The organism is Fundidesulfovibrio terrae (genome assembly GCF_022808915.1).
GTDB classification, from domain to species: Bacteria; Desulfobacterota; Desulfovibrionia; order Desulfovibrionales; family Desulfovibrionaceae; genus Fundidesulfovibrio; species Fundidesulfovibrio terrae.
Window position 1 is genome coordinate 1,232,724 of record NZ_JAKZFS010000001.1, and the last position, 17,459, is coordinate 1,250,182.

The following is a 17,459-nucleotide window of genomic DNA, read 5'->3' on the forward strand; positions in this document are numbered from 1 at the left end:
CATGTTGACCTCCAAGGAACTGCGCGAACTGGATGAGGCCAAGCTCAGCGAGAAGCTCTCCCAGTCCGAGGAAGAGCTCTTCAAGCTGCGCTTTCAGCACGCCACCGCGCAACTGGAAAAGACCCACCGTCTGCGCGAGCTGAAGAAAGACATCGCCCGCGTCAAAACGGTGATGACCCAAAAGAAAAGCGGCAGGTAGGAAACCATGGAAGAGCACAAGAGCAACCGTCGGGTGCTGACCGGCATCGTGGTCTCCGACAAGGGCGACAAGACCATCGTCGTGCGTGTCGAGACCCTGGTCAAGCACCCCCTGGTGAAGAAGTACATCCGCCGCCGCAAGAAGTTCATGGCCCACGACCCGATGAACGAGTGCGGTATGGGCGACAAGGTGCAGATCATTGAGCACCGCCCGCTGTCGGCCCGCAAGCGCTGGCATCTGGTTAAGATCATGGAGAAGGCGAAATGATCCAGGTTGAATCCGTTCTCGATGTCGCCGACAACTCCGGCGCCAAGAAGGTGGCCTGCATCAAGGTGCTGGGTGGTTCGCGCCGCCGCTACGCCTCCGTGGGCGACATCATCGTGGTCTCGGTCAAGGAAGCCATGCCCCATTCCAAGGTGAAGAAGGGGCAGGTTATGAAGGCCGTCATCGTGCGCACCAAGAAGGAAGTCGGACGCCCCGACGGCACCTACATCAAGTTCGACAACAACTCGGCCGTTCTTCTCTCCGCTCAGCTCGAGCCGGTGGGAACCCGTATCTTCGGCCCCGTTGCCCGCGAGCTTCGCCTGAAGAACTTCATGAAGATCGTCTCGCTGGCCCCTGAGGTCCTGTAGAGCGGTCGGGCCCGAGGATATTATGAAAACGTATCGCATCCGCAAGGACGACAAGGTTATGGTCATCGCGGGCAAGGACAAGGGCAAGATCGGCAAGGTCTTGAAGATCCTTCCCAAGAGCGAGCGTATCCTGGTGGAAAAGGTGAACATGGTGAAGCGCCACCGCAAGGGCAATCCCTATGCGGGCCAGGCCGGAGGTATCGAGGAGAAGGAGGCTGCCCTGGCCATCTCCAACGTTGCCCTGGTGTGCGACGCTTGCGCCAAACCCACTCGCGTGGGTTACAAGTACACCGAGGACGGCAAGAAGCTCCGCTTCTGCAAGAAGTGCAACGAAGTCATCAGCTAAAGGGAATCAAGACAATGACTCGCCTCGAACAAATGTACTCCGAGAAGGTCGTCCCGGCCTTGCAGAAGGAGTTCGGGTACAAGTCGCCCATGCAGATTCCCAAGTTCAAGTTCATTTCCCTGAACATCGGACTTGGCGAAGCCTCGCAGAACTCAAAACTTATCGACGTTGCAGCGGCCGAGCTGACCGCCATCGCCGGCCAGAAGTGCGTCATCACCCGTGCCAAAAAGTCCATCGCGGCCTTCAAGCTGCGTGAGAATCAGCCTGTCGGCTGCCGGGTGACGCTTCGCCATGACCGCATGTGGGACTTCTACGACAAGCTGGTCAATTTCGCCCTGCCCCGCGTCCGCGACTTCCGCGGCGTTCCGGACAGGGGCTTCGATGGCCGGGGTAATTTCACCCTGGGCATCAAGGAGCACACCATTTTTCCCGAGATCAACATCGACCGGGTCGAGCGTGTGACTGGGATGAACATCACCATTGTGACGACGGCCCAGACGGACAAGGAAGGCAAGGTCCTTCTCGATCTTCTCGGCATGCCCTTCAGAAAGTAGGAGGATACGACCGTGGCACGCACTGCTCTTAGGGTGAAAGCCCGGCGCAACGCCAAATTCTCGTCCCGGGCCTACAATCGCTGCCCCATATGCGGCCGCGCCCGGGCGTTCTTGCGCAGATATGGCATCTGCCGAATCTGTTTCCGCAACATGGCCCTGGCCGGCGAATTGCCCGGTGTCAGGAAATCGAGCTGGTAGGAGGCCGACATGTCCGTGACCGATCCAATCGCCGATATGCTGGCCCGCATCCGCAACGCGTATCACGCGCTGCACAAGAAGGTGGCCATGCCCCACTCCAAGATGAAGGAGTCCATGGCCGGGATTCTTAGGGATCAGGGCTATATTGAGGAATTCGCCGTTGACGGGCGCGACCTGGTGCTCACGCTCAAATACGCCAAGGGCCGCCCCCTTATCGCGGGCCTGAAGCGTGTGAGCAAACCCGGACGCCGCATCTACGTTGGGGCCCACGACATCCCCCGCGTGCAGAACGGACTTGGCATCTGCATCCTCTCCACCTCCCATGGCATCATGGACGGCATCGCCGCCCGGAGCGCCAATGTGGGCGGCGAGCTGCTCTGCGAAGTCTGGTAAGAGGATCAAGCCATGTCCCGCATCGGCAAGAAAGAAATCGCCATCCCGTCCGGAGTGGAAGTCAAGGTCTCCGCTGACGAGGTGAACGTCAAGGGTCCCAAGGGCGCCCTTTCCACGCCCACCCATCCCAAGATCTCCTACGAGGTCGAGGGCAACATCCTGCGCGTCACCCGCGCCGACGACAGCCGCATCGCCAGGGCCCAGCATGGTCTGCGCCGCACGCTGCTGGCCAACTGCATCGACGGCGTGACCAAGGGCTTCTCCAAGACCCTGGAGGTCGTGGGCGTGGGCTACAAGGTCCAGGTGGCCGGTAAGGCCGTGGTCCTCACGGTCGGGTTCTCGCACCCCGTGGAGTTCCCCCTGCCCGCCGGCGTCGAAGCCAAGGCCGAGGGAAGCAAGCTGACTCTGTCGGGTATCGACAAGCAGCTCGTGGGAGAAGTCGCGGCCACCATCCGCCGCGTGCGTCCGCCCGAACCGTTCAAGGGCAAGGGCATCAAGTACGAAAACGAGCAGATTCGCCGCAAAGCCGGCAAGTCTGGCGGCAAGAAGTAAGGGGCTGGCCATGAAAAAGACCAAACAAGCCGCAAGGATGAGCCGCAAGGTCCGCATCCGGAAGAAAATCAGCGGCACGGCTTCGCGTCCCAGGCTGGTGGTGTACCGCTCCAACCTGCACGTGTACGCCCAGATCGTGAATGACGAGACCGGCCAGACCCTGGTTGCTTCCTCCTCCCTGGTTCTTTCCAAGGCCGGGGAGGCGCTCAAGCCCAACAAGGATACCGCCGCCAAGGTGGGCCGGGATGTGGCCGCCAAGGCCAAGGAAAAGGCCATCGAAAGCGTGGTCTTCGACCGCAACGGCTACCTCTATCACGGTTGCGTCAAGGCTTTGGCCGACGGCGCTCGTGAGGGCGGACTGCAATTCTAACGGGGCTCATCATGGAACAGTCTGAACTGACACAAATCGAAAAGATCGTCTCGCTCAACCGCGTGGCCAAAGTCGTCAAGGGCGGCCGCCGGTTCAGCTTCAGCGCCCTGGTAGTGGTGGGCGACGGCAAGGGCTCGGTGGGCTTCGGCCTGGGTAAGGCCAACGAGGTCCCCGAGGCTATCCGCAAGGCCACCGACCAGGCCAAGAAGTCCATGATCAAGGTGCCCCTGCTGGACGGCACCCTGCCGTACCAGGTCATGGGCCGCTTCGGAGCCGGACGCGTGGTGCTGATCCCTGCCTCCAAGGGCACGGGCATCATCGCGGGCGGCCCCGTTCGCGCCGTCATGGAAGCCGCCGGGGTGCACGACATCCTGACCAAGGCCATCGGCACCAACAACCCGCACAACGTGCTGAGGGCCGCCGTCGCCGGTCTGGCCTCTCTGCGTAGCGCGGACCAGGTCTCCGATCTTCGCGGCAAGACCCTGGAAACCCCGAGGAAGTAAGACCATGAGCGCTCAGGTCACCGTCAAGCTCGTCAAGAGCAAGATCGGCTGCAACCCCAGGCAGCGCGCGACTCTTGAGGCCCTCGGCCTCAAGAGGATCCGTCAGGAGAAGACCCTGCCGGACACTCCCGCTGTGAGGGGCATGATTTTCAAGGTTTCTCACCTGATCGAGGTGAAATAATGTTACTGCATGAGCTTTATCCCTTCCCCGAAGATCAGAAGGACCGCAAGCGCATCGGCCGCGGCCGCGGATCGGGTCAGGGTTGCACCGCCGGCAAGGGCAACAAGGGCCAGAACGCGCGCTCTGGAGTGAGCTCCAGGCCTTGGTTCGAAGGCGGCCAGATGCCTCTGGCCCGCCGTCTGCCCAAGCGCGGGTTCAAGAACCCCTTCAAGGTTTCCTACGCTCCGGTGAACCTGGACCGTCTGGTGGAGGCCTTCCCCGAGACCACCGAGATCACCCTGGACGCCATCTACGAGCGCGGCCTGGTCTCTCGCGGTTCCCTGGTGAAGGTGCTCGGCAACGGCGAACTCGCCAAGGCAGTCACCATCGAGGCGCACAAGTTCAGCGCTTCCGCCCTGGAGAAGATCTCCAAGGCCGGCGGCACCGCCAAGTCCCTGGAAACCGCTCCGGAAGTGACGGAAGGCTAGCGTGGCACTGCAAGGCGTGGAGAATCTGGCTCGTCTGCCGGAACTGAAGAAGAAGATCATCTGGACCTTCGTGCTTCTGGCCGTCTACCGGGTGGGCATACATGTTCCTGTTCCGGGCGTGGACACCCTCGCCTTGCAGGACTTCTTCCACAGCGCGAAGAACACCCTGTTCGGGCTCTTCGACATGTTCTCCGGCGGCGGCCTGAACAAGCTCTCCATCTTCACCCTGGGCATCATGCCCTACATCTCCGCCTCCATCGTGATGCAGCTGCTCACTGTGGTCAGCCCCGAGCTGGCCCGGTTGCAGAAGGAGGAGGGCGCCCAGGGACGCAAGAAGATCACCCAGTACACCCGCTACGGGACGGTGCTCATCACCCTTATTCAGGGTCTGGGCATCGCCGTGGGTCTGGAGAACATGACCAGCCCCACGGGCGCGCCCCTGGTGCTGCACCCGGGCATCGGCTTCAAGTTCATGACCGTGATGACGCTCACCGCCGGCACCGTGTTCCTCATGTGGCTGGGCGAGCAGATCACGGAAAAGGGCATCGGCAACGGTATCTCGCTGATCATCTTCGCGGGCATCGTGGCCGGTCTTCCCCGTGCGCTCATCAACACCTTCAAGCTGGTGGGCCAGGGGGAAATGAGCCTTCTGGTGCTGCTTCTGCTCCTGGCCGTCATGGCCGGGGTCATTGCCGCCATCGTGTTCATGGAACGCGGCCAGCGGCGCATCCCCATCCAGTACGCTAAGCGCATGGTCGGCAGGAAGATGTACGGCGGGCAGACCACCCATCTGCCTCTCAAGATCAACACCGCAGGCGTGATCCCTCCGATCTTCGCCTCGTCGATCTTGCTTTTTCCCGCGACCATCGCCAACTTCTACCATAACGACTGGGTTCAGACCATCTCGCACTGGTTCAGCCCCAGCTCCATCGTCTACAACGTCCTGTTCATCAGCATGATCGTGTTCTTCTGCTACTTCTACACGGCGATCATCTTCGATCCCAAACAGATAGCCGAGAACATCCGGAAGCAGGGCGGTTTCGTGCCGGGCATCCGGCCCGGCCAGAAGACCAAGGAATACCTTGACCGCGTGCTGGCGCGTCTTACCCTGTGGGGATCGATGTACATCTCCGCAGTGTGCGTGCTGCCCATGGTCCTGATTGCGCAGTTCAACGTGCCGTTCTACTTCGGCGGTACGAGCATCCTGATCGTGGTTGGCGTGGCCATGGACTTCATGGGCCAGATCGAGTCCTACATGATCAGCCGTCAGTACGAGGGCCTGCTCGCCAAGGGCCGCATCAAGGGCAGGGCTTAGTTGAAGAAGTATCGCGGCATTTTCATCAAGAACGACGCCGAAGTGAACATCATGCGCCAGGCTGGCGGCATTGTAGCCGCCATCCTGGACGAGCTGGAAAAGGCTGTTCGCCCCGGCGTCACAACCATGCTCTTTGAAGAGATGGCCTTGCAGTTGTGCAGGGAATTCGACGTGAAGCCCGCTTTCAAGGGCTATCTCGGATATCCCTTCGCGCTGTGCTGTTCGGTGAATGAGGAAGTGGTGCACGGGTTTCCCTCCCAGCGGCTGCTTGAGGACGGGGACATTGTGAGCTTCGACATGGGCGTCATCCACCGCGGATTCTTTGGTGATTCCGCAAGGACCGTGCCTGTGGGCGAAGTCTCCGAGGAAGTGAAAAAACTTCTGCGGGTGACCGAGGAATCATTGTACGCCGGTATCGAGCAGGCCAAGGCAGAGGCGAATTTGTATGATATTTCCCTGGCTGTTCAAAAACATGTTGAAGACCAGGGGTACTCTGTTGTAAGACGGTTCGTTGGCCACGGGATTGGACGGCATCTCCATGAAAAGCCGGAGGTGCCTAATTTTGTCCCCAAGGGGGCAGCTCCCGTGGTGCTCAAGCCGGGGATGACCCTGGCGATAGAGCCGATGGTCACCGTAGGCGGTCCCGAGGTCGAGATACTCTCGGACAAATGGACGGCGGTCACGAAAGACCGCAGCCTGGCCGCACACTTTGAGCATTCGGTGGTGATCACCAGCGACGGACCAAAAATTCTGAGCCAGCGCCTTGAGGCGTAGGCCATACCCATTTATGGGAGAGAGAAAATGAAAGTGCGGCCCTCGGTGAAGAAGCTTTGTCCGAAATGCAAGATCATCCGTCGCCACGGCGTCCTGCGGGTGGTCTGTGAAAATCCCCGGCATAAACAGCGCCAGGGATAAGTGAGGTAACGAAACGTGGCACGTATTGCTGGAGTTGACCTGCCCAGGAACAAGCGCATGGATATCGCCCTGACCTACATCTTTGGTATCGGGCGCACCACCGCTTTGCAGATCCTGGACGCCACCGGCGTGAACTGGACCAAGAAGACCGACGACCTCTCCTCCGAGGAAGTGAACACCATCCGCAAGGAGATCGAAGCCAACCACAAGGTTGAAGGCGATCTTCGGCGCGAGGTCACGGCCAACATCAAGCGGCTGATGGAAATCGGCTGCTACCGGGGTCTCAGGCACCGCAAGGGTCTGCCCGTCCACGGACAGCGCACCCACACCAACGCCCGTACCCGCAAGGGTCCGCGTCGCGCCGTGATGGCGAAGAAAAAGAAATAACCGCTTCGCGCGTTATTCATTAGAGGATTACCATGGCTGCTAGACCGCGCCGTACCGGCAAGAAAGAGAAGAAGAACATCCCGGTGGGGGTTGCCCATATTCAGGCGACCTTCAACAACACCATCATCACCTTCACCGACCCCAGGGGCAACGTGGTGAGCTGGGCGACCTCCGGCGGCGCCGGTTTCAAGGGTTCGCGCAAGTCCACCCCCTTCGCCGCCCAGGTGGCCGCCGAAACCGCCGCCCGCAAGGCCCAGGACAACGGCATGCGCACCGTCGGCATCTTCGTGAAGGGTCCCGGTTCGGGGCGCGAGGCCGCCATGCGCGCCATCAACGCCGCCGGCTTCAAGGTGAGCTTCATCCGCGATGTCACCCCCATCCCCCACAACGGCTGCCGTCCGCCTAAGCGGCGCCGGGTCTAGTTCAGGAGGATCATTACAGTGGCTCGCTATACCGGACCCAAATGCCGTCTCTGTCGTCGTGAGGGCGCCAAGCTGTTCCTCAAGGGCGACCGTTGCTTTACCGACAAGTGCGCCTACGAGCGCCGTCCCTACGCCCCCGGCCAGCACGGCCGCATCCGCAAGAAGATGAGCGACTACGCCGTGCAGCTTCGTGAGAAGCAGAAGGCCCGCCGCGTGTACGGCATCCTCGAGGAGCAGTTCCGCAGCTATTTCGCCGAGGCCGACCGCCAGAAGGGCGTCACCGGCGCCAACCTGCTCATCAACCTCGAGCGCAGGCTGGACAACGTGGTCTACCGCATGGGCTTCGCCAATTCGCGCGACCAGGCCCGCCAGCTGGTCCGCCACGGCCTGTTCATCCTGAACGGCCGTCGCGTCACCATCCCCTCCATCCAGGTGCGTGTGGGCGACGTGGTCGAAGTGCGCGAGAAGAACCGCCAGTCCCCCGTGATCCAGGAAGCCCAGCAGGTTATCGCCCGCCGCGGCTGCCCCACCTGGCTCGAAGTCGACGCCGCGGCCTTCAAGGGCAAGGTCAACGCCGTGCCCACCCGTGAAGACATCCAGCTGGCAGTGAACGAGCAGCTCATCGTCGAACTGTACTCCAAGTAAGAGGACACAATGCTCATCCGTACAGGCGACAGGCTCATCAACACCCGCAATTGGTCGGAGCTGGTCCGTCCCGAGAAGTTGGCGCGCGACTCCAAGTCCACCAACACCTACGGACGGTTCACCTGCGAGCCCCTGGAGCGCGGCTTCGGCACCACCCTGGGCAACGCCCTGCGGCGCGTGCTGCTGTCCTCGCTGCAAGGCGCGGCCATCGTGTCGGTGAACATCGAGGGCATTCAGCACGAGTTCACCACCATCCCCGGGGTCATCGAGGACGTGACGGACATCGTCTTGAACCTCAAGCTGATCCGTCTGGCCATGACCACCGACGAACCGCAGCGCCTCACCCTCTCGGTGAACAAGCAGGGAGCCGTCACTGCCGGGGACATCAGCGTCAACCAGCACGTCACCGTGCTCGACCCCACCCAGCACATCTGCACTCTGTCCGAGGCGCGTGACCTCAAGATGGAGTTCGAGATCCGCATGGGCAAGGGGTACGTGCCCGCCGACATGCACGATGGCCTCAGCCAGGAGATCGGGCTCATCACCCTGGACTCCAGCTTCACTCCGGTGAAGAAGGTGGCTTACACCATCGACCAGGCCCGCGTCGGCCAGATGACCAACTACGACAAGCTCATCATCGACGTCTGGACCGACGGGTCCGTGACGCCCGAGGACGCCATCGCCTACAGCGCCAAGATCCTCAAGGATCAGCTCTCGGTGTTCATCAACTTCGACGAGAAGGAATCCGAGACCGAGGGCTCCCGTAGCGGCGACGACCACGATTTGAACCCCAATCTGTTCAAATCCATCGATGAATTGGAGCTTTCGGTGCGCGCCACCAACTGCCTGAAGAGCGCCAACATCTCCCTTGTGGGCGAGCTCATGCAGAAGTCCGAGAACGAGATGCTCAAGACCAAGAACTTTGGCAAGAAGTCCCTCGAGGAAATCCGCCGTGTTCTTGAGGACCTGGGCCTCGATTTCGGCATGCGCATCGATAACTTCGAACTGAAATACCAGGAATGGCTGAAGAGGAAGCAGACCAATGAGGCATAGCAAAGCCGGGAAGAAGCTCGGGAGAACCCACTCCCACCGCAAGGCCATGTTCCGCAACATGGTGCGGTCGCTTCTCACCTATGGTCAGATCAAGACCACCGAGACCAAGGCCATGGTGCTCCGCAAGGACGCCGACAACCTCGTGACCCTGGGGCTTCGCAACGATCTGCATGCCCGCCGCCTGGCTTACAAGGTTCTGGAAAACCACCAGCTGGTGCAGAAGCTGTTCGACGAGATCGCCCCGCGTTTTGCCGGCGTGAACGGCGGCTACACCCGCGTCTACAAGCTCGGCCTGCCCCGCGTGGGCGACTGCGCTCCCATGGCGGTCATCGAGCTGACCCGCCGCGAGGAAGCCGTCCAGGCTTCCGCCCCTGCCGAAGAGGCCGCCAAGGCCTAGTTTCGGCGAATACTGTCCCTTCGAGGCGGAGCAGCGTGCTGCTCCGCCTTTTTTGTGCTTTACCATAGACGATCTTGATTGTAGGGATTTCACCCATGGATATCAGACGTCTCGAAGCCTTTCGGAAGGTGTACGAACTGGGCAGCTTCTCCAAGGCAGGGCAGGAGCTCTTCCTCTCCCAGCCCACCATCAGCGCCCATGTCCTGTCCCTGGAGCAGGAGCTCGGTACGCAGCTCTTCGACAGGCTCGGGCGCACCATCCTGCCCACCCAGGCCGGGGAGATCCTCTACCGGCACGTGCTCGGCGTCTTCGCCGCCCTGGAGAGCGCCACCGCCGAAATAAGCCTCCTGCAGCAGCGCGTGGCCGGAGAGATCACCATCGGCGGCAGCACCATTCCGGCCACCTACCTCCTGCCGCAGCGCCTGGCCGAGTTCACCCGGCGCTACCCCGAGGTCAAGGTGCGCCTCACCGTGGGCGACTCGCAGGACATCATTTCCGCCGTGCAGGACGGCCGGCTCTCCCTGGGGGTGGTTGGCGCAACGGTCAACGACCCGGATCTCGTTTTTTCCCGGCTGCTGGACGACGAACTTGTGATCGTGGCTTCCCGGAAGCTTCCGGGTATCGCCTCCATGCTCGACAGCGGCGGCCTGATCATCCCCCCGGACCAACTGCAGGCGTGGCCCTGGGTGTTGCGTGAACAAGGCTCCGGCACGCGCAAGGCCCTGGAGAGCGCCCTGGCTGCCATTGGGCGCGACATACGCATGCTGAATCCGGCCATCGAGGCGCGCAGCCACGAGGCTGTGGTGCAGTGCGCCCTGCACGGCCTGGGGTTGTGCGTCACCTCCCGGCTGGCGGTGGGGACATGCTTGTCCAAGGGCGATCTGGTCCCTGTCGAGGTGCCTGGGCTCCGGATGCAGCGCGCTTTCCAGATCGTCTGGCATGCCAAACGTCACATCTTTCCGGCCATGCGTTTCTTCATCGAATTTCTTAAAAACCCCCAGGAATGACCCACCCATGTTGAACAGCCTGAGACTTGTCGATACCGTCAGATCCGCCGGTTGAGCCGCAAAGCTGGCCCCAGGGGACCTGGCGGCGGTCTTGCAGGAACTTTCCGTGCCAGATGATCCCCGGCTGCTCACCGGAACCGGTGACAACGAGGACGCGGCCGTTTTGACCTTTCCCCAGGGGAAGGCCCTCATCCAGACGGTGGATTTCTTCACCCCCGTGGTGAACGATCCCTTTCGCTTCGGCCAGATCGCGGCCGCCAACGCCCTTTCCGACGTTTACGCCATGGGCGGAGAGCCGTTTTCGGCCATGAACATCGTCTGCTTCCCCGCCAAAGGGATGCCCCTTGGCATCCTCAAGGAGGTCCTGCGCGGCGGCCTCTCCAAGATTCTCGAAGCAGGGGCGGCCATGGCCGGCGGACACAGCGTGGAGGACGCCGAGATCAAGTACGGCCTCTCAGTCTCCGGGTTTGTCGAACCGGGCCGCTTCGCCTCCAACAGGGGGCTCGCCCCGGGTGACGCGCTGGTGTTGACCAAGCCGCTGGGCACGGGCGTCCTGGCCACGGCGGTGAAGGCCAACGCGCCTGGCGCGTCGCTTCTGGAGGAGACTGTCTGGCGGATCGCGTCACGGCTGAATGCCGTCCCCGGCGCTCTCATCCGCGAGTTCGGCCTCAGGGCGGCCACGGACGTCACCGGCTTCGGCCTGGGCGGGCACGCCCTGGAAATGTCCCAGGCGTCCCGGCTGGCCATCGAGATCGAGGCCCGGGCAGTGCCTTTGATCCCCGAAGCCCCGAATCTCGTGCGGCAGGGATACGTTCCGGGCGGCAGCCATGCCAACCGGCGCTATTTCGCCGGGCGGGTGGACGTCGCTCCCGGCGTTGACACGGTGGCGCTCGATCTTATCTTTGATGCTCAGACCTCGGGCGGACTGCTTCTGGCCGTGCCGGGGAAAGACCTCCCTGGGGTTGTGCGCAGGCTCGAGGACGCCGGCGACCTTGCCGCCGTGGTCGGGCGCGTGCTGTCCGATCCCGCCCCCGGCGGCCTGCTGCGCATCCGTTGACGGTCTCCAGACCGTCTGGACAGTCGCCCTGAAAAGTGCCAGAAAAACTTTTCCGGCCTGTTTATGGCCGTCCGGAATCCGTGCATTAAGCCCAAGGAGGATCGATATGAAGCCTGAGGAGAAGGTCGTTTCCATGGATGAATACCGCAAACCCAAGGAGAGTGACGTGCCCTCGATGAACGAGCTCAATGCCAAAACGTCCCAGGATATCAGCCGTATGGCCCTGCTGCTGGCCCTTTTGGCCGTTCTTCTTGCCGGGGTGCTCTTCTTCAAGGCCAATCAGAATCTCAACGTCCTGTCCAAGGACGTTTCCGGTATCAACGCCAAGGTGGGCACCATGGACGCCCGCATGGCTGAACTCGAGAACCTGCCTGCCAAGTCCAAGCGCATGGTCATGGGCACCATGATCATGGAAATGGCCCAGAAGGCTTCCTATCTGTCCACCCAGGTCGACGACCCCGAACAGGCCGCCAAGCTTCTGCAAGCCATGGAGCTTCTGCAGCAGGCCAAGCCTGAATAACTGTTCTCATTGAGAATCCGATGAGCCCAGCGCCGCAGAACGCGGCGCTGGGCCTTTGTTTTGGAGGAACCTCTTGCTGCCTCGCTTCATTATTCTCCTGTCGCTGCTGCTAGCCGCTCCCGGCAATTCTTTCGCGCTCGAGCCGCCTGCCGCCCCAGACCCGGCATACGCCCAGATGGCCGAATCACTCTCCAAGTTCTATGAAAAGGAGATGGCCAAGCATAAGGTGAAGGGCATGGCCGTGGCCGTGGTGGACGGTGGAAAAATCGTCTGGGCCAAGGGCTTCGGCCTGGCGGACGAAGCCCGCAACATCCCCATGGAACCGGGCACCATCGTCAACCTGGGTTCCGGGGCCAAGCTGTTCACCAGCCTTGGGGCCATGGCCCTGGCCGGGCAGGGCAAGCTTGCGCTGGACGCGCCCGTCTCCGGGATGCTCCCCGGGCTCAAGCTCGCGGGCTCCGGTGATCCCGGCGTCACCGCCCGGCGCATCATGACCCACCACGCGGGTTTCCCGGCCAACTACCTCAAGGGGCTCCAGTCCAAGAAGCAGCACCCCGAGCCGCTCACCCTGGACAAATTGTCCGATATCCACATGGCCTTCGCCCCCGGGACGGTCTTCTCCCATTCCAACCTGGGCACGGCTGTGCTGGGCATGATGGTGGAGAAGGCCGCAGGTGAGCCGTTCTCCCCCTGGATGGACAAGGCCGTGTTCGCGCCGCTTGGCATGGCGGACACCTCCTACGAGGCGAAGCCCCAGTGGGAGGGACGCATGTCGGTGAGCTACGGGAATACCGGGGCGTATCCTCCGCTCGGATCCAACCAGCCCCAGGCCGTGTCCCTGTTCACCACCGCCCTTGACCAGGCCCGTTTCCTGAATGTGCTCTTCGGGGCTGACCAGGGGGCGCTTCCCCCCGGAGTCACGCCCAAGACCCTTTCGGACATGATGGACCCGCACAACGCCGACATCCCCTTGGACATGGACATGCGCGTGGGCCTGGGCTGGAACCTGAACCGCCCCGCCTTCGGTCCGGCCGGAACAGTGGCCTGGAACTTCGGGCGTAGCGGCGGCTTCCGTTCGCTGGTCATGGCCGCGCCCGGGTCCAAGCTCGGCGTGGTGGTGCTGGCCAACTCCAGCTCGGCCGAGGAGCCACGCAACTGCATGCTCGACCGCACCGCCGAGGAAACCCTGCGCCAGGCCATGGCCGCCAAGGGCGTCCCTCCGGCGAAGCCCGCCGCTCCTTCCTCCTGCCGCTTCCTGCCGCTGGACCAGGTGGCGGGGCAGTACGCCACCATCATCGGGGTGGTGCGGGTCACGGTGGAAAACGGCAAGCCGGTGGTGCGCCTGGACGGCAAGAACCTGGACCTCGATCCGTGCGCGGAAGGGGTTTACGGCGTGAAGTACCAGATGCTCGGCATCACCCTCTACGACGTGACCAAGAACCAGAGCGGCCTCAAGTTCTCCTTCGACGAGGCCCAGGGCAAGACGCTCCTGGTGTTGCACCAGGCGGGGGAGCGCGAGCTCTTCGGGGTGAAGGTCGCCCCCTACGAGCTGACCCCGGTCTGGCAAGCCCGACTGGGCAAGTGGGTCCTGGACAACCAGGGCGAAGACCTGCCGCTGGTGAAGGAATTGTCCCTGCGCCTGGAAGACGGCCTGATCCTCTACGAATCGAGGCTCCCCACCATCATGGACTTCAAGCAGTGCCTGCCGGTGATGCCGCTTGGCGAGAATTCGGGCAAGCTTGCCGGAATGGGCAGCTTCAGCCAGGCCATGGGCGACGAGTTCTACTTCGACCAGACTCCCGACGGGGAGCGTCTGCATTACGCGGGCTACGTCTTCAAGAAGAAGCAGGGCTGACGCCTGGGCGTCAGGTTCCCGGATGAACGCGAAGGGGGGATGCAGGCTGCGGCTTGCGTCCCCCTGTTTGCATTTTTGGCAAGGAACCTGTCCATGGGCTCAAGATGGTTTACAATTTGATGACGTTGTCATATTGCCCCAGAAGGGTAGGAGGGAATGAATCTACCAAGGGGCTTATATGCGTATTTCGTTTTCCTTGAGGATCGCGATACTCCTCGTGGTGTGCATCCTGGTGGTGAGTGCGGGAATTTTTGTCACAACGTACTACTTCATCTCCGACGGTTTCGACACCCAGGCAGTGAACGAGCTTGAGGCCCGGCAGAAAGCCGTGCAATCCAAGTTGGACGCCCTCAAGGAAAGCACGCTGGCCGAGACCTATCTCATCGCCGCGGATCTCGCGGTGGCCCAGGCCATCGAGAATGGCGACGCCGGCTTCCTGAAAAAGCACGCCAAGGAAATTCTCGACCGGACCAAGATCGACTTTCTGACCATCACCGACGCCACCGGCAAGGTCCTGGCGCGCGGCCACTCCGACCAGGCGGGCGACTCGGCCCTGAGCCAGCTGGCCATCCAGAAGGGCCTCAAGGGCATCGAGAGCGTGGGCCTGGAAGAGGGAACGGTGGTCAAGCTTTCGGTGCGCGGCGGAGCCCCGGTGAAGCTCGACGGCAAGGTCGTGGGCGCGGTTTCCGTGGGCGAGAACCTGGGCACCCACGAATTCGTGGATCAGGTCAAGCGCGACATGGGCGTGGAGTGCACCATCTTCAACGCTGAAACCCGCGTGAGCACCTCACTCATGCGCGAGGGCAAGCGCGCCGTGGGCACCAAGATGGACAACCCCAAGGTGCTTGAGACGGTGTTGCAGAAGGGAGGCGTCTTCAAGGCCCGCAACACGATCCTGGGCCTGGCCTATGACACGGTCTACTGGCCCATGACCACCGCCGACGGGAAGATCGGCGGCATGTTCTTCATCGGCAAAGACCGCCAGAGCATCGACACCACCCAGCGCGGCATCGCGCTCAGCGTCATGGGGTCGGCCGGAGTGGTCGGCCTGATCATGCTCGGGTTGGGCCTGTTCCTGGCCAGACGCATGACCAAGCCCATCTCCACCACCATCGACTTCGCCAAGGCCGTGGCTGCCGGAAGGCTCGATGAAGAGCTCGTCGTGACGCGCAAGGACGAAATCGGCGACCTGGCCGAAGCGCTTCGTTCCATGGTGCGGGCCATCAAGTCCAAGATCGCCGAAGCCGAGGATAAAAGCCAGGAAGCCGGCCGGCAGGCCGAATTGGCCGAGCTGGCCAAGTGCAAGGCCGAGGAGGCCCACAACAGGGCCGAGGCCGCCCGTTGCGACGGCATGCTCTCGGCCGCCGTGCAACTCGAGGGGGTGGTGCAGGGCATAAGCGTGGTCAGCACCCAGCTTTCCCGCCAGATCGACCTGACCACCGAGGACATGTCCCTGCAGGAGCGCCGTACCGCCGAAGCGGCCACGGCCATGGAGCAGATGAACGCCACGGTGCTCGAAGTGGCGCGCAGCGCCTCCAACGCCGCCCAGCAGGCCGCCCAGGCCAGGAGCAAGGCCCAGGACGGCCAGGGCGTGGTGAGCCGTTCCGTTTCGGCCATCGGCCAGGTGAACCGCATGGCCAATGAGCTGGAACAGGACATGACCACCCTGGGCGAGCAGGCCCGGGCCATCAGCGGCATCATGGGCGTCATCTCCGACATCGCGGACCAGACGAACCTACTGGCCCTGAACGCCGCCATCGAGGCTGCCCGTGCGGGCGAAGCCGGGCGTGGGTTCGCGGTGGTCGCCGACGAGGTGCGCAAGCTCGCGGAAAAGACCATGACCGCCACAAAGGAAGTGGGCGATTCCATCCGCTCCATCCAGGACGGGACAACCCGCAACGTGGACCGGGTGAAGTCGGCGGCCGAGGCGGCCAAGAACGCCTCCGGGCTGGCCGAGGAATCGGGGCATGCCCTGCAGGAGATCGTCTCCCTGGTGGACGAGACCACGGCCCAGGTGCAGTCCATCGCCGCCGCCTCGGAGGAGCAGTCCGCCTCCAGCGAAGAGATCAACCGCATCGTCGAGGAGGTCAGCCGGATCACCTCGTCCACGGCTACGGGCATGCGCGGTTCGGCCGAGGGCGTGGCCGAGTTGGCCGGGCGCTCCAAGGAGCTGGAGTCCCTCATAGGCTCGTTCAGGAACGGTTAAGGAAGAATCTGCGCCAGCTCGGCTGGGGTGTTGACGTTGAAGAACGCCTGGCCGTCGTCCACCGAATAGACCACGCAGTGACGCAAGGCTGCCGGGATCGCTCGCGAGAGCTTCCGGCAGCCTTCTTCTTTGGCCGCGCGCAGAAGCGGTGCGGCTTCGGGCTCGTACACCGCCACCAGGGCCTCGATGAAGCCGGTCTCGGCCTGCTCGAAGGTGGTCATGACCGCATGGAGCGGGCGGGCGCGCCAGGCCGAAAGCAAGGTCTCCAGGGTGGCCTCGTCCAGGCGCGGCAGATCGCAGGAAAGCACCAGGCAGGAGACGCGGAACCGCGTAAGCGCGGTGAGGATGCCGCCGATGGGGCCGTGCCCGGGGTCTTCGTCCAGGAACCAGGGGATGCCCGGGGCGATGGCGGAGGGGTCGCGGCCGGAAACCGCCACCACGGGGCAGAACCGGCCCGCCAGCTCGATCATCCGGGAGAGCATGGGCTTGCCATCCACGCGGAGAGCGGCCTTGTCCCGGCCCAGGCGGCTGCTCTTGCCGCCGGCCAGCACCACGGCGACCCCGGGAACGGGCAAATTACCGGGCGATGCGGCCATGCTGGTCCGTGAAGACGCTGAAACGGTTCTCGCGTGAGAATCCGGCGAGGGTCATGCCCGCCTCGCGGGCGACTTCCACTCCGGCCGTGGTCACGGCGGACCGGCTGATCATGGCGAAGTAGCCGGACCGGGCCGCCTTGCCCGCCAAGGTCGCGGTAGCCCGAGCCGTGACGAAGAGCACCTTCCCGCCCAGGGGCAACCCCCTGGAGAGGGCCCATCCGGCCACGCGGTCCAGGCAGTTGTGGCGGCCGATATCCTCCACGTGGTGGATGAAGCCCTTGGACGCGGGATCGTACACCGCCGCGCGGTGGAAACAGCCCGTGGCGTCCCAGCGTCCGGCCATGTCCATGAACAGGGCTGCCCCCCTGAGGATTTCCTCCGGGCCGAGAGGACCGGGCCAGGGGGAGGGCGCGGGCAGCGCTCCCGCTACGAAGCGCACCCGAAATTCCCGGGGGCCGAGCTCTTCCATCGAGGGAATCAGCGACGCGTCCGGACGCAGGTCCAGGAGGGCGTGGCCCAGGGCCAGCTCGCCAAGGCCGTCGGGAAAGGCCCAAAGCTGTTTGGTCCCCATTCCCTCCACATGGAGGGTGACGGGAATTTCAGGAGCGGCTTCGTCTTCGAAGTCCCGCCAGGCCCCATCCTTGAACTGCCTGCAGGGCAGGTGCGCCAAATCGGTGTGTTGTTTCATC

At 63.0% G+C, this 17,459-nt stretch carries 27 protein-coding genes; 25 read left to right on the forward strand and 2 right to left on the reverse strand.

The window, feature by feature from the left end; genetic code table 11:
* Positions 1-4 precede the first annotated feature (4 nt).
* The 25 genes from rpmC to ML540_RS05820 all read left to right on the forward strand — a co-directional run bounded on the left by rpmC (position 5) and on the right by ML540_RS05820 (position 16,174).
* Positions 5-199, forward strand: coding sequence for a 50S ribosomal protein L29 (rpmC, locus tag ML540_RS05700; RefSeq protein ID WP_243359650.1), 195 nt, complete (start codon positions 5-7; stop codon positions 197-199).
* Positions 200-205: 6 nt separating this feature from the next.
* Positions 206-466 (forward strand): 30S ribosomal protein S17, encoded by a 261-nt coding sequence (rpsQ, locus tag ML540_RS05705; protein WP_027190519.1) that lies wholly within the window; start codon positions 206-208, stop codon positions 464-466.
* Entirely contained in the window at positions 463-831 is a 369-nt protein-coding gene (gene rplN / locus ML540_RS05710) for a 50S ribosomal protein L14 (protein WP_173086784.1), read from the forward strand. Before rpsQ ends, rplN begins: the two co-directional genes overlap by 4 nt.
* A gap of 22 nt (positions 832-853) precedes the next feature.
* A complete protein-coding gene (gene rplX, locus ML540_RS05715) occupies positions 854-1,177 on the forward strand; it encodes a 50S ribosomal protein L24 (protein WP_243359198.1) in 324 nt (107 codons plus the stop codon).
* 14 nt (positions 1,178-1,191) lie between these two features.
* Positions 1,192-1,731, forward strand: coding sequence for a 50S ribosomal protein L5 (gene rplE, locus ML540_RS05720; RefSeq protein ID WP_243359199.1), 540 nt, complete (start codon positions 1,192-1,194; stop codon positions 1,729-1,731).
* A gap of 12 nt (positions 1,732-1,743) precedes the next feature.
* Positions 1,744-1,929, forward strand: coding sequence for a type Z 30S ribosomal protein S14 (locus ML540_RS05725; protein WP_243359200.1), 186 nt, complete (start codon positions 1,744-1,746; stop codon positions 1,927-1,929).
* A 9-nt stretch (positions 1,930-1,938) separates the two neighbouring features.
* A complete protein-coding gene (rpsH, locus tag ML540_RS05730) occupies positions 1,939-2,322 on the forward strand; it encodes a 30S ribosomal protein S8 (RefSeq protein ID WP_243359201.1) in 384 nt (127 codons plus the stop codon).
* Positions 2,323-2,334: 12 nt separating this feature from the next.
* Entirely contained in the window at positions 2,335-2,874 is a 540-nt protein-coding gene (gene rplF / locus ML540_RS05735) for a 50S ribosomal protein L6 (protein ID WP_243359202.1), read from the forward strand.
* Between the two features lie 10 nt (positions 2,875-2,884).
* Entirely contained in the window at positions 2,885-3,244 is a 360-nt protein-coding gene (gene rplR, locus ML540_RS05740) for a 50S ribosomal protein L18 (protein WP_243359203.1), read from the forward strand.
* 11 nt (positions 3,245-3,255) lie between these two features.
* Entirely contained in the window at positions 3,256-3,747 is a 492-nt protein-coding gene (gene rpsE, locus ML540_RS05745) for a 30S ribosomal protein S5 (protein ID WP_243359204.1), read from the forward strand.
* Between the two features lie 4 nt (positions 3,748-3,751).
* Entirely contained in the window at positions 3,752-3,928 is a 177-nt protein-coding gene (gene rpmD / locus ML540_RS05750; protein ID WP_243359206.1) for a 50S ribosomal protein L30, read from the forward strand.
* Complete coding sequence (rplO, locus tag ML540_RS05755) at positions 3,928-4,395, forward strand: 50S ribosomal protein L15 (RefSeq protein WP_243359208.1); 468 nt, start codon at positions 3,928-3,930, stop codon at positions 4,393-4,395. The genes rpmD and rplO overlap by 1 nt, the downstream gene beginning before the upstream one ends.
* Position 4,396: 1 nt before the next feature.
* On the forward strand, positions 4,397-5,710 hold the full coding sequence (gene secY, locus ML540_RS05760; protein WP_243359210.1) for a preprotein translocase subunit SecY: 1,314 nt from the start codon (positions 4,397-4,399) through the stop codon (positions 5,708-5,710).
* The gene (map, locus tag ML540_RS05765) at positions 5,711-6,484 is read left to right on the forward strand and encodes a type I methionyl aminopeptidase (protein ID WP_243359211.1); all 774 of its coding nucleotides are present in this window, start codon (positions 5,711-5,713) and stop codon (positions 6,482-6,484) included.
* A 27-nt stretch (positions 6,485-6,511) separates the two neighbouring features.
* Entirely contained in the window at positions 6,512-6,625 is a 114-nt protein-coding gene (gene rpmJ, locus ML540_RS05770; protein WP_084502162.1) for a 50S ribosomal protein L36, read from the forward strand.
* A gap of 15 nt (positions 6,626-6,640) precedes the next feature.
* Entirely contained in the window at positions 6,641-7,012 is a 372-nt protein-coding gene (gene rpsM, locus ML540_RS05775) for a 30S ribosomal protein S13 (RefSeq protein WP_243359213.1), read from the forward strand.
* A gap of 32 nt (positions 7,013-7,044) precedes the next feature.
* Positions 7,045-7,434, forward strand: coding sequence for a 30S ribosomal protein S11 (rpsK, locus tag ML540_RS05780; protein WP_027190532.1), 390 nt, complete (start codon positions 7,045-7,047; stop codon positions 7,432-7,434).
* A gap of 18 nt (positions 7,435-7,452) precedes the next feature.
* Entirely contained in the window at positions 7,453-8,079 is a 627-nt protein-coding gene (gene rpsD / locus ML540_RS05785; RefSeq protein WP_243359216.1) for a 30S ribosomal protein S4, read from the forward strand.
* A 9-nt stretch (positions 8,080-8,088) separates the two neighbouring features.
* Positions 8,089-9,132 (forward strand): DNA-directed RNA polymerase subunit alpha, encoded by a 1,044-nt coding sequence (locus ML540_RS05790; RefSeq protein WP_243359219.1) that lies wholly within the window; start codon positions 8,089-8,091, stop codon positions 9,130-9,132.
* Complete coding sequence (gene rplQ / locus ML540_RS05795) at positions 9,122-9,529, forward strand: 50S ribosomal protein L17 (protein WP_243359222.1); 408 nt, start codon at positions 9,122-9,124, stop codon at positions 9,527-9,529. Before ML540_RS05790 ends, rplQ begins: the two co-directional genes overlap by 11 nt.
* A gap of 95 nt (positions 9,530-9,624) precedes the next feature.
* Positions 9,625-10,536: a selenium metabolism-associated LysR family transcriptional regulator gene (locus ML540_RS05800; protein WP_243359223.1), complete on the forward strand. Its 912-nt coding sequence runs from the start codon at positions 9,625-9,627 to the stop codon at positions 10,534-10,536.
* A gap of 10 nt (positions 10,537-10,546) precedes the next feature.
* On the forward strand, positions 10,547-11,593 hold the full coding sequence (gene selD, locus ML540_RS05805; protein ID WP_243359651.1) for a selenide, water dikinase SelD: 1,047 nt from the start codon (positions 10,547-10,549) through the stop codon (positions 11,591-11,593).
* A 106-nt stretch (positions 11,594-11,699) separates the two neighbouring features.
* Entirely contained in the window at positions 11,700-12,113 is a 414-nt protein-coding gene (locus tag ML540_RS05810; RefSeq protein WP_243359224.1) for a hypothetical protein, read from the forward strand.
* A 73-nt stretch (positions 12,114-12,186) separates the two neighbouring features.
* Positions 12,187-13,968: a serine hydrolase domain-containing protein gene (locus tag ML540_RS05815; RefSeq protein ID WP_243359225.1), complete on the forward strand. Its 1,782-nt coding sequence runs from the start codon at positions 12,187-12,189 to the stop codon at positions 13,966-13,968.
* A 178-nt stretch (positions 13,969-14,146) separates the two neighbouring features.
* On the forward strand, positions 14,147-16,174 hold the full coding sequence (locus ML540_RS05820) for a methyl-accepting chemotaxis protein (RefSeq protein WP_243359226.1): 2,028 nt from the start codon (positions 14,147-14,149) through the stop codon (positions 16,172-16,174).
* Here the strand turns inward: ML540_RS05820 and mobA are convergent.
* Together mobA and ML540_RS05830 are read right to left on the reverse strand one after the other, a co-directional pair.
* Positions 16,171-16,770, reverse strand: coding sequence for a molybdenum cofactor guanylyltransferase (mobA, locus tag ML540_RS05825; RefSeq protein ID WP_243359228.1), 600 nt, complete (start codon positions 16,768-16,770; stop codon positions 16,171-16,173). The two genes, ML540_RS05820 and mobA, sit on opposite strands and share 4 nt — an antisense overlap.
* Positions 16,751-17,458 carry a formate dehydrogenase accessory sulfurtransferase FdhD gene (locus ML540_RS05830; RefSeq protein WP_243359230.1) on the reverse strand — a complete coding sequence of 236 codons (708 nt, stop codon included), beginning with the start codon at positions 17,456-17,458 and terminating at the stop codon, positions 16,751-16,753. The genes mobA and ML540_RS05830 overlap by 20 nt, the downstream gene beginning before the upstream one ends.
* Position 17,459: the final 1 nt, after the last annotated feature.

Bases quoted from the DNA above. Each gene is read 5' to 3' on its own strand.
- rpsQ (WP_027190519.1), top strand. From the start codon at position 206: ATGGAAGAGCACAAGAGCAACCGTCGGGTGCTGACCGGCATCGTGGTC.
- rplN (WP_173086784.1), top strand. From the start codon at position 463: ATGATCCAGGTTGAATCCGTTCTCGATGTCGCCGACAACTCCGGCGCC.
- rplX (WP_243359198.1), top strand. From the start codon at position 854: ATGAAAACGTATCGCATCCGCAAGGACGACAAGGTTATGGTCATCGCG.
- rplE (WP_243359199.1), top strand. From the start codon at position 1,192: ATGACTCGCCTCGAACAAATGTACTCCGAGAAGGTCGTCCCGGCCTTG.
- rpsH (WP_243359201.1), top strand. From the start codon at position 1,939: ATGTCCGTGACCGATCCAATCGCCGATATGCTGGCCCGCATCCGCAAC.
- rplF (WP_243359202.1), top strand. From the start codon at position 2,335: ATGTCCCGCATCGGCAAGAAAGAAATCGCCATCCCGTCCGGAGTGGAA.
- rplR (WP_243359203.1), top strand. From the start codon at position 2,885: ATGAAAAAGACCAAACAAGCCGCAAGGATGAGCCGCAAGGTCCGCATC.
- rpsE (WP_243359204.1), top strand. From the start codon at position 3,256: ATGGAACAGTCTGAACTGACACAAATCGAAAAGATCGTCTCGCTCAAC.
- rpmD (WP_243359206.1), top strand. From the start codon at position 3,752: ATGAGCGCTCAGGTCACCGTCAAGCTCGTCAAGAGCAAGATCGGCTGC.
- rplO (WP_243359208.1), top strand. From the start codon at position 3,928: ATGTTACTGCATGAGCTTTATCCCTTCCCCGAAGATCAGAAGGACCGC.
- rpmJ (WP_084502162.1), top strand. From the start codon at position 6,512: ATGAAAGTGCGGCCCTCGGTGAAGAAGCTTTGTCCGAAATGCAAGATC.
- rpsK (WP_027190532.1), top strand. From the start codon at position 7,045: ATGGCTGCTAGACCGCGCCGTACCGGCAAGAAAGAGAAGAAGAACATC.
- ML540_RS05790 (WP_243359219.1), top strand. From the start codon at position 8,089: ATGCTCATCCGTACAGGCGACAGGCTCATCAACACCCGCAATTGGTCG.
- rplQ (WP_243359222.1), top strand. From the start codon at position 9,122: ATGAGGCATAGCAAAGCCGGGAAGAAGCTCGGGAGAACCCACTCCCAC.
- ML540_RS05800 (WP_243359223.1), top strand. From the start codon at position 9,625: ATGGATATCAGACGTCTCGAAGCCTTTCGGAAGGTGTACGAACTGGGC.
- ML540_RS05810 (WP_243359224.1), top strand. From the start codon at position 11,700: ATGAAGCCTGAGGAGAAGGTCGTTTCCATGGATGAATACCGCAAACCC.
- ML540_RS05820 (WP_243359226.1), top strand. From the start codon at position 14,147: ATGCGTATTTCGTTTTCCTTGAGGATCGCGATACTCCTCGTGGTGTGC.
- mobA (WP_243359228.1), bottom strand. From the start codon at position 16,770: ATGGCCGCATCGCCCGGTAATTTGCCCGTTCCCGGGGTCGCCGTGGTG.
- ML540_RS05830 (WP_243359230.1), bottom strand. From the start codon at position 17,458: ATGAAACAACACACCGATTTGGCGCACCTGCCCTGCAGGCAGTTCAAG.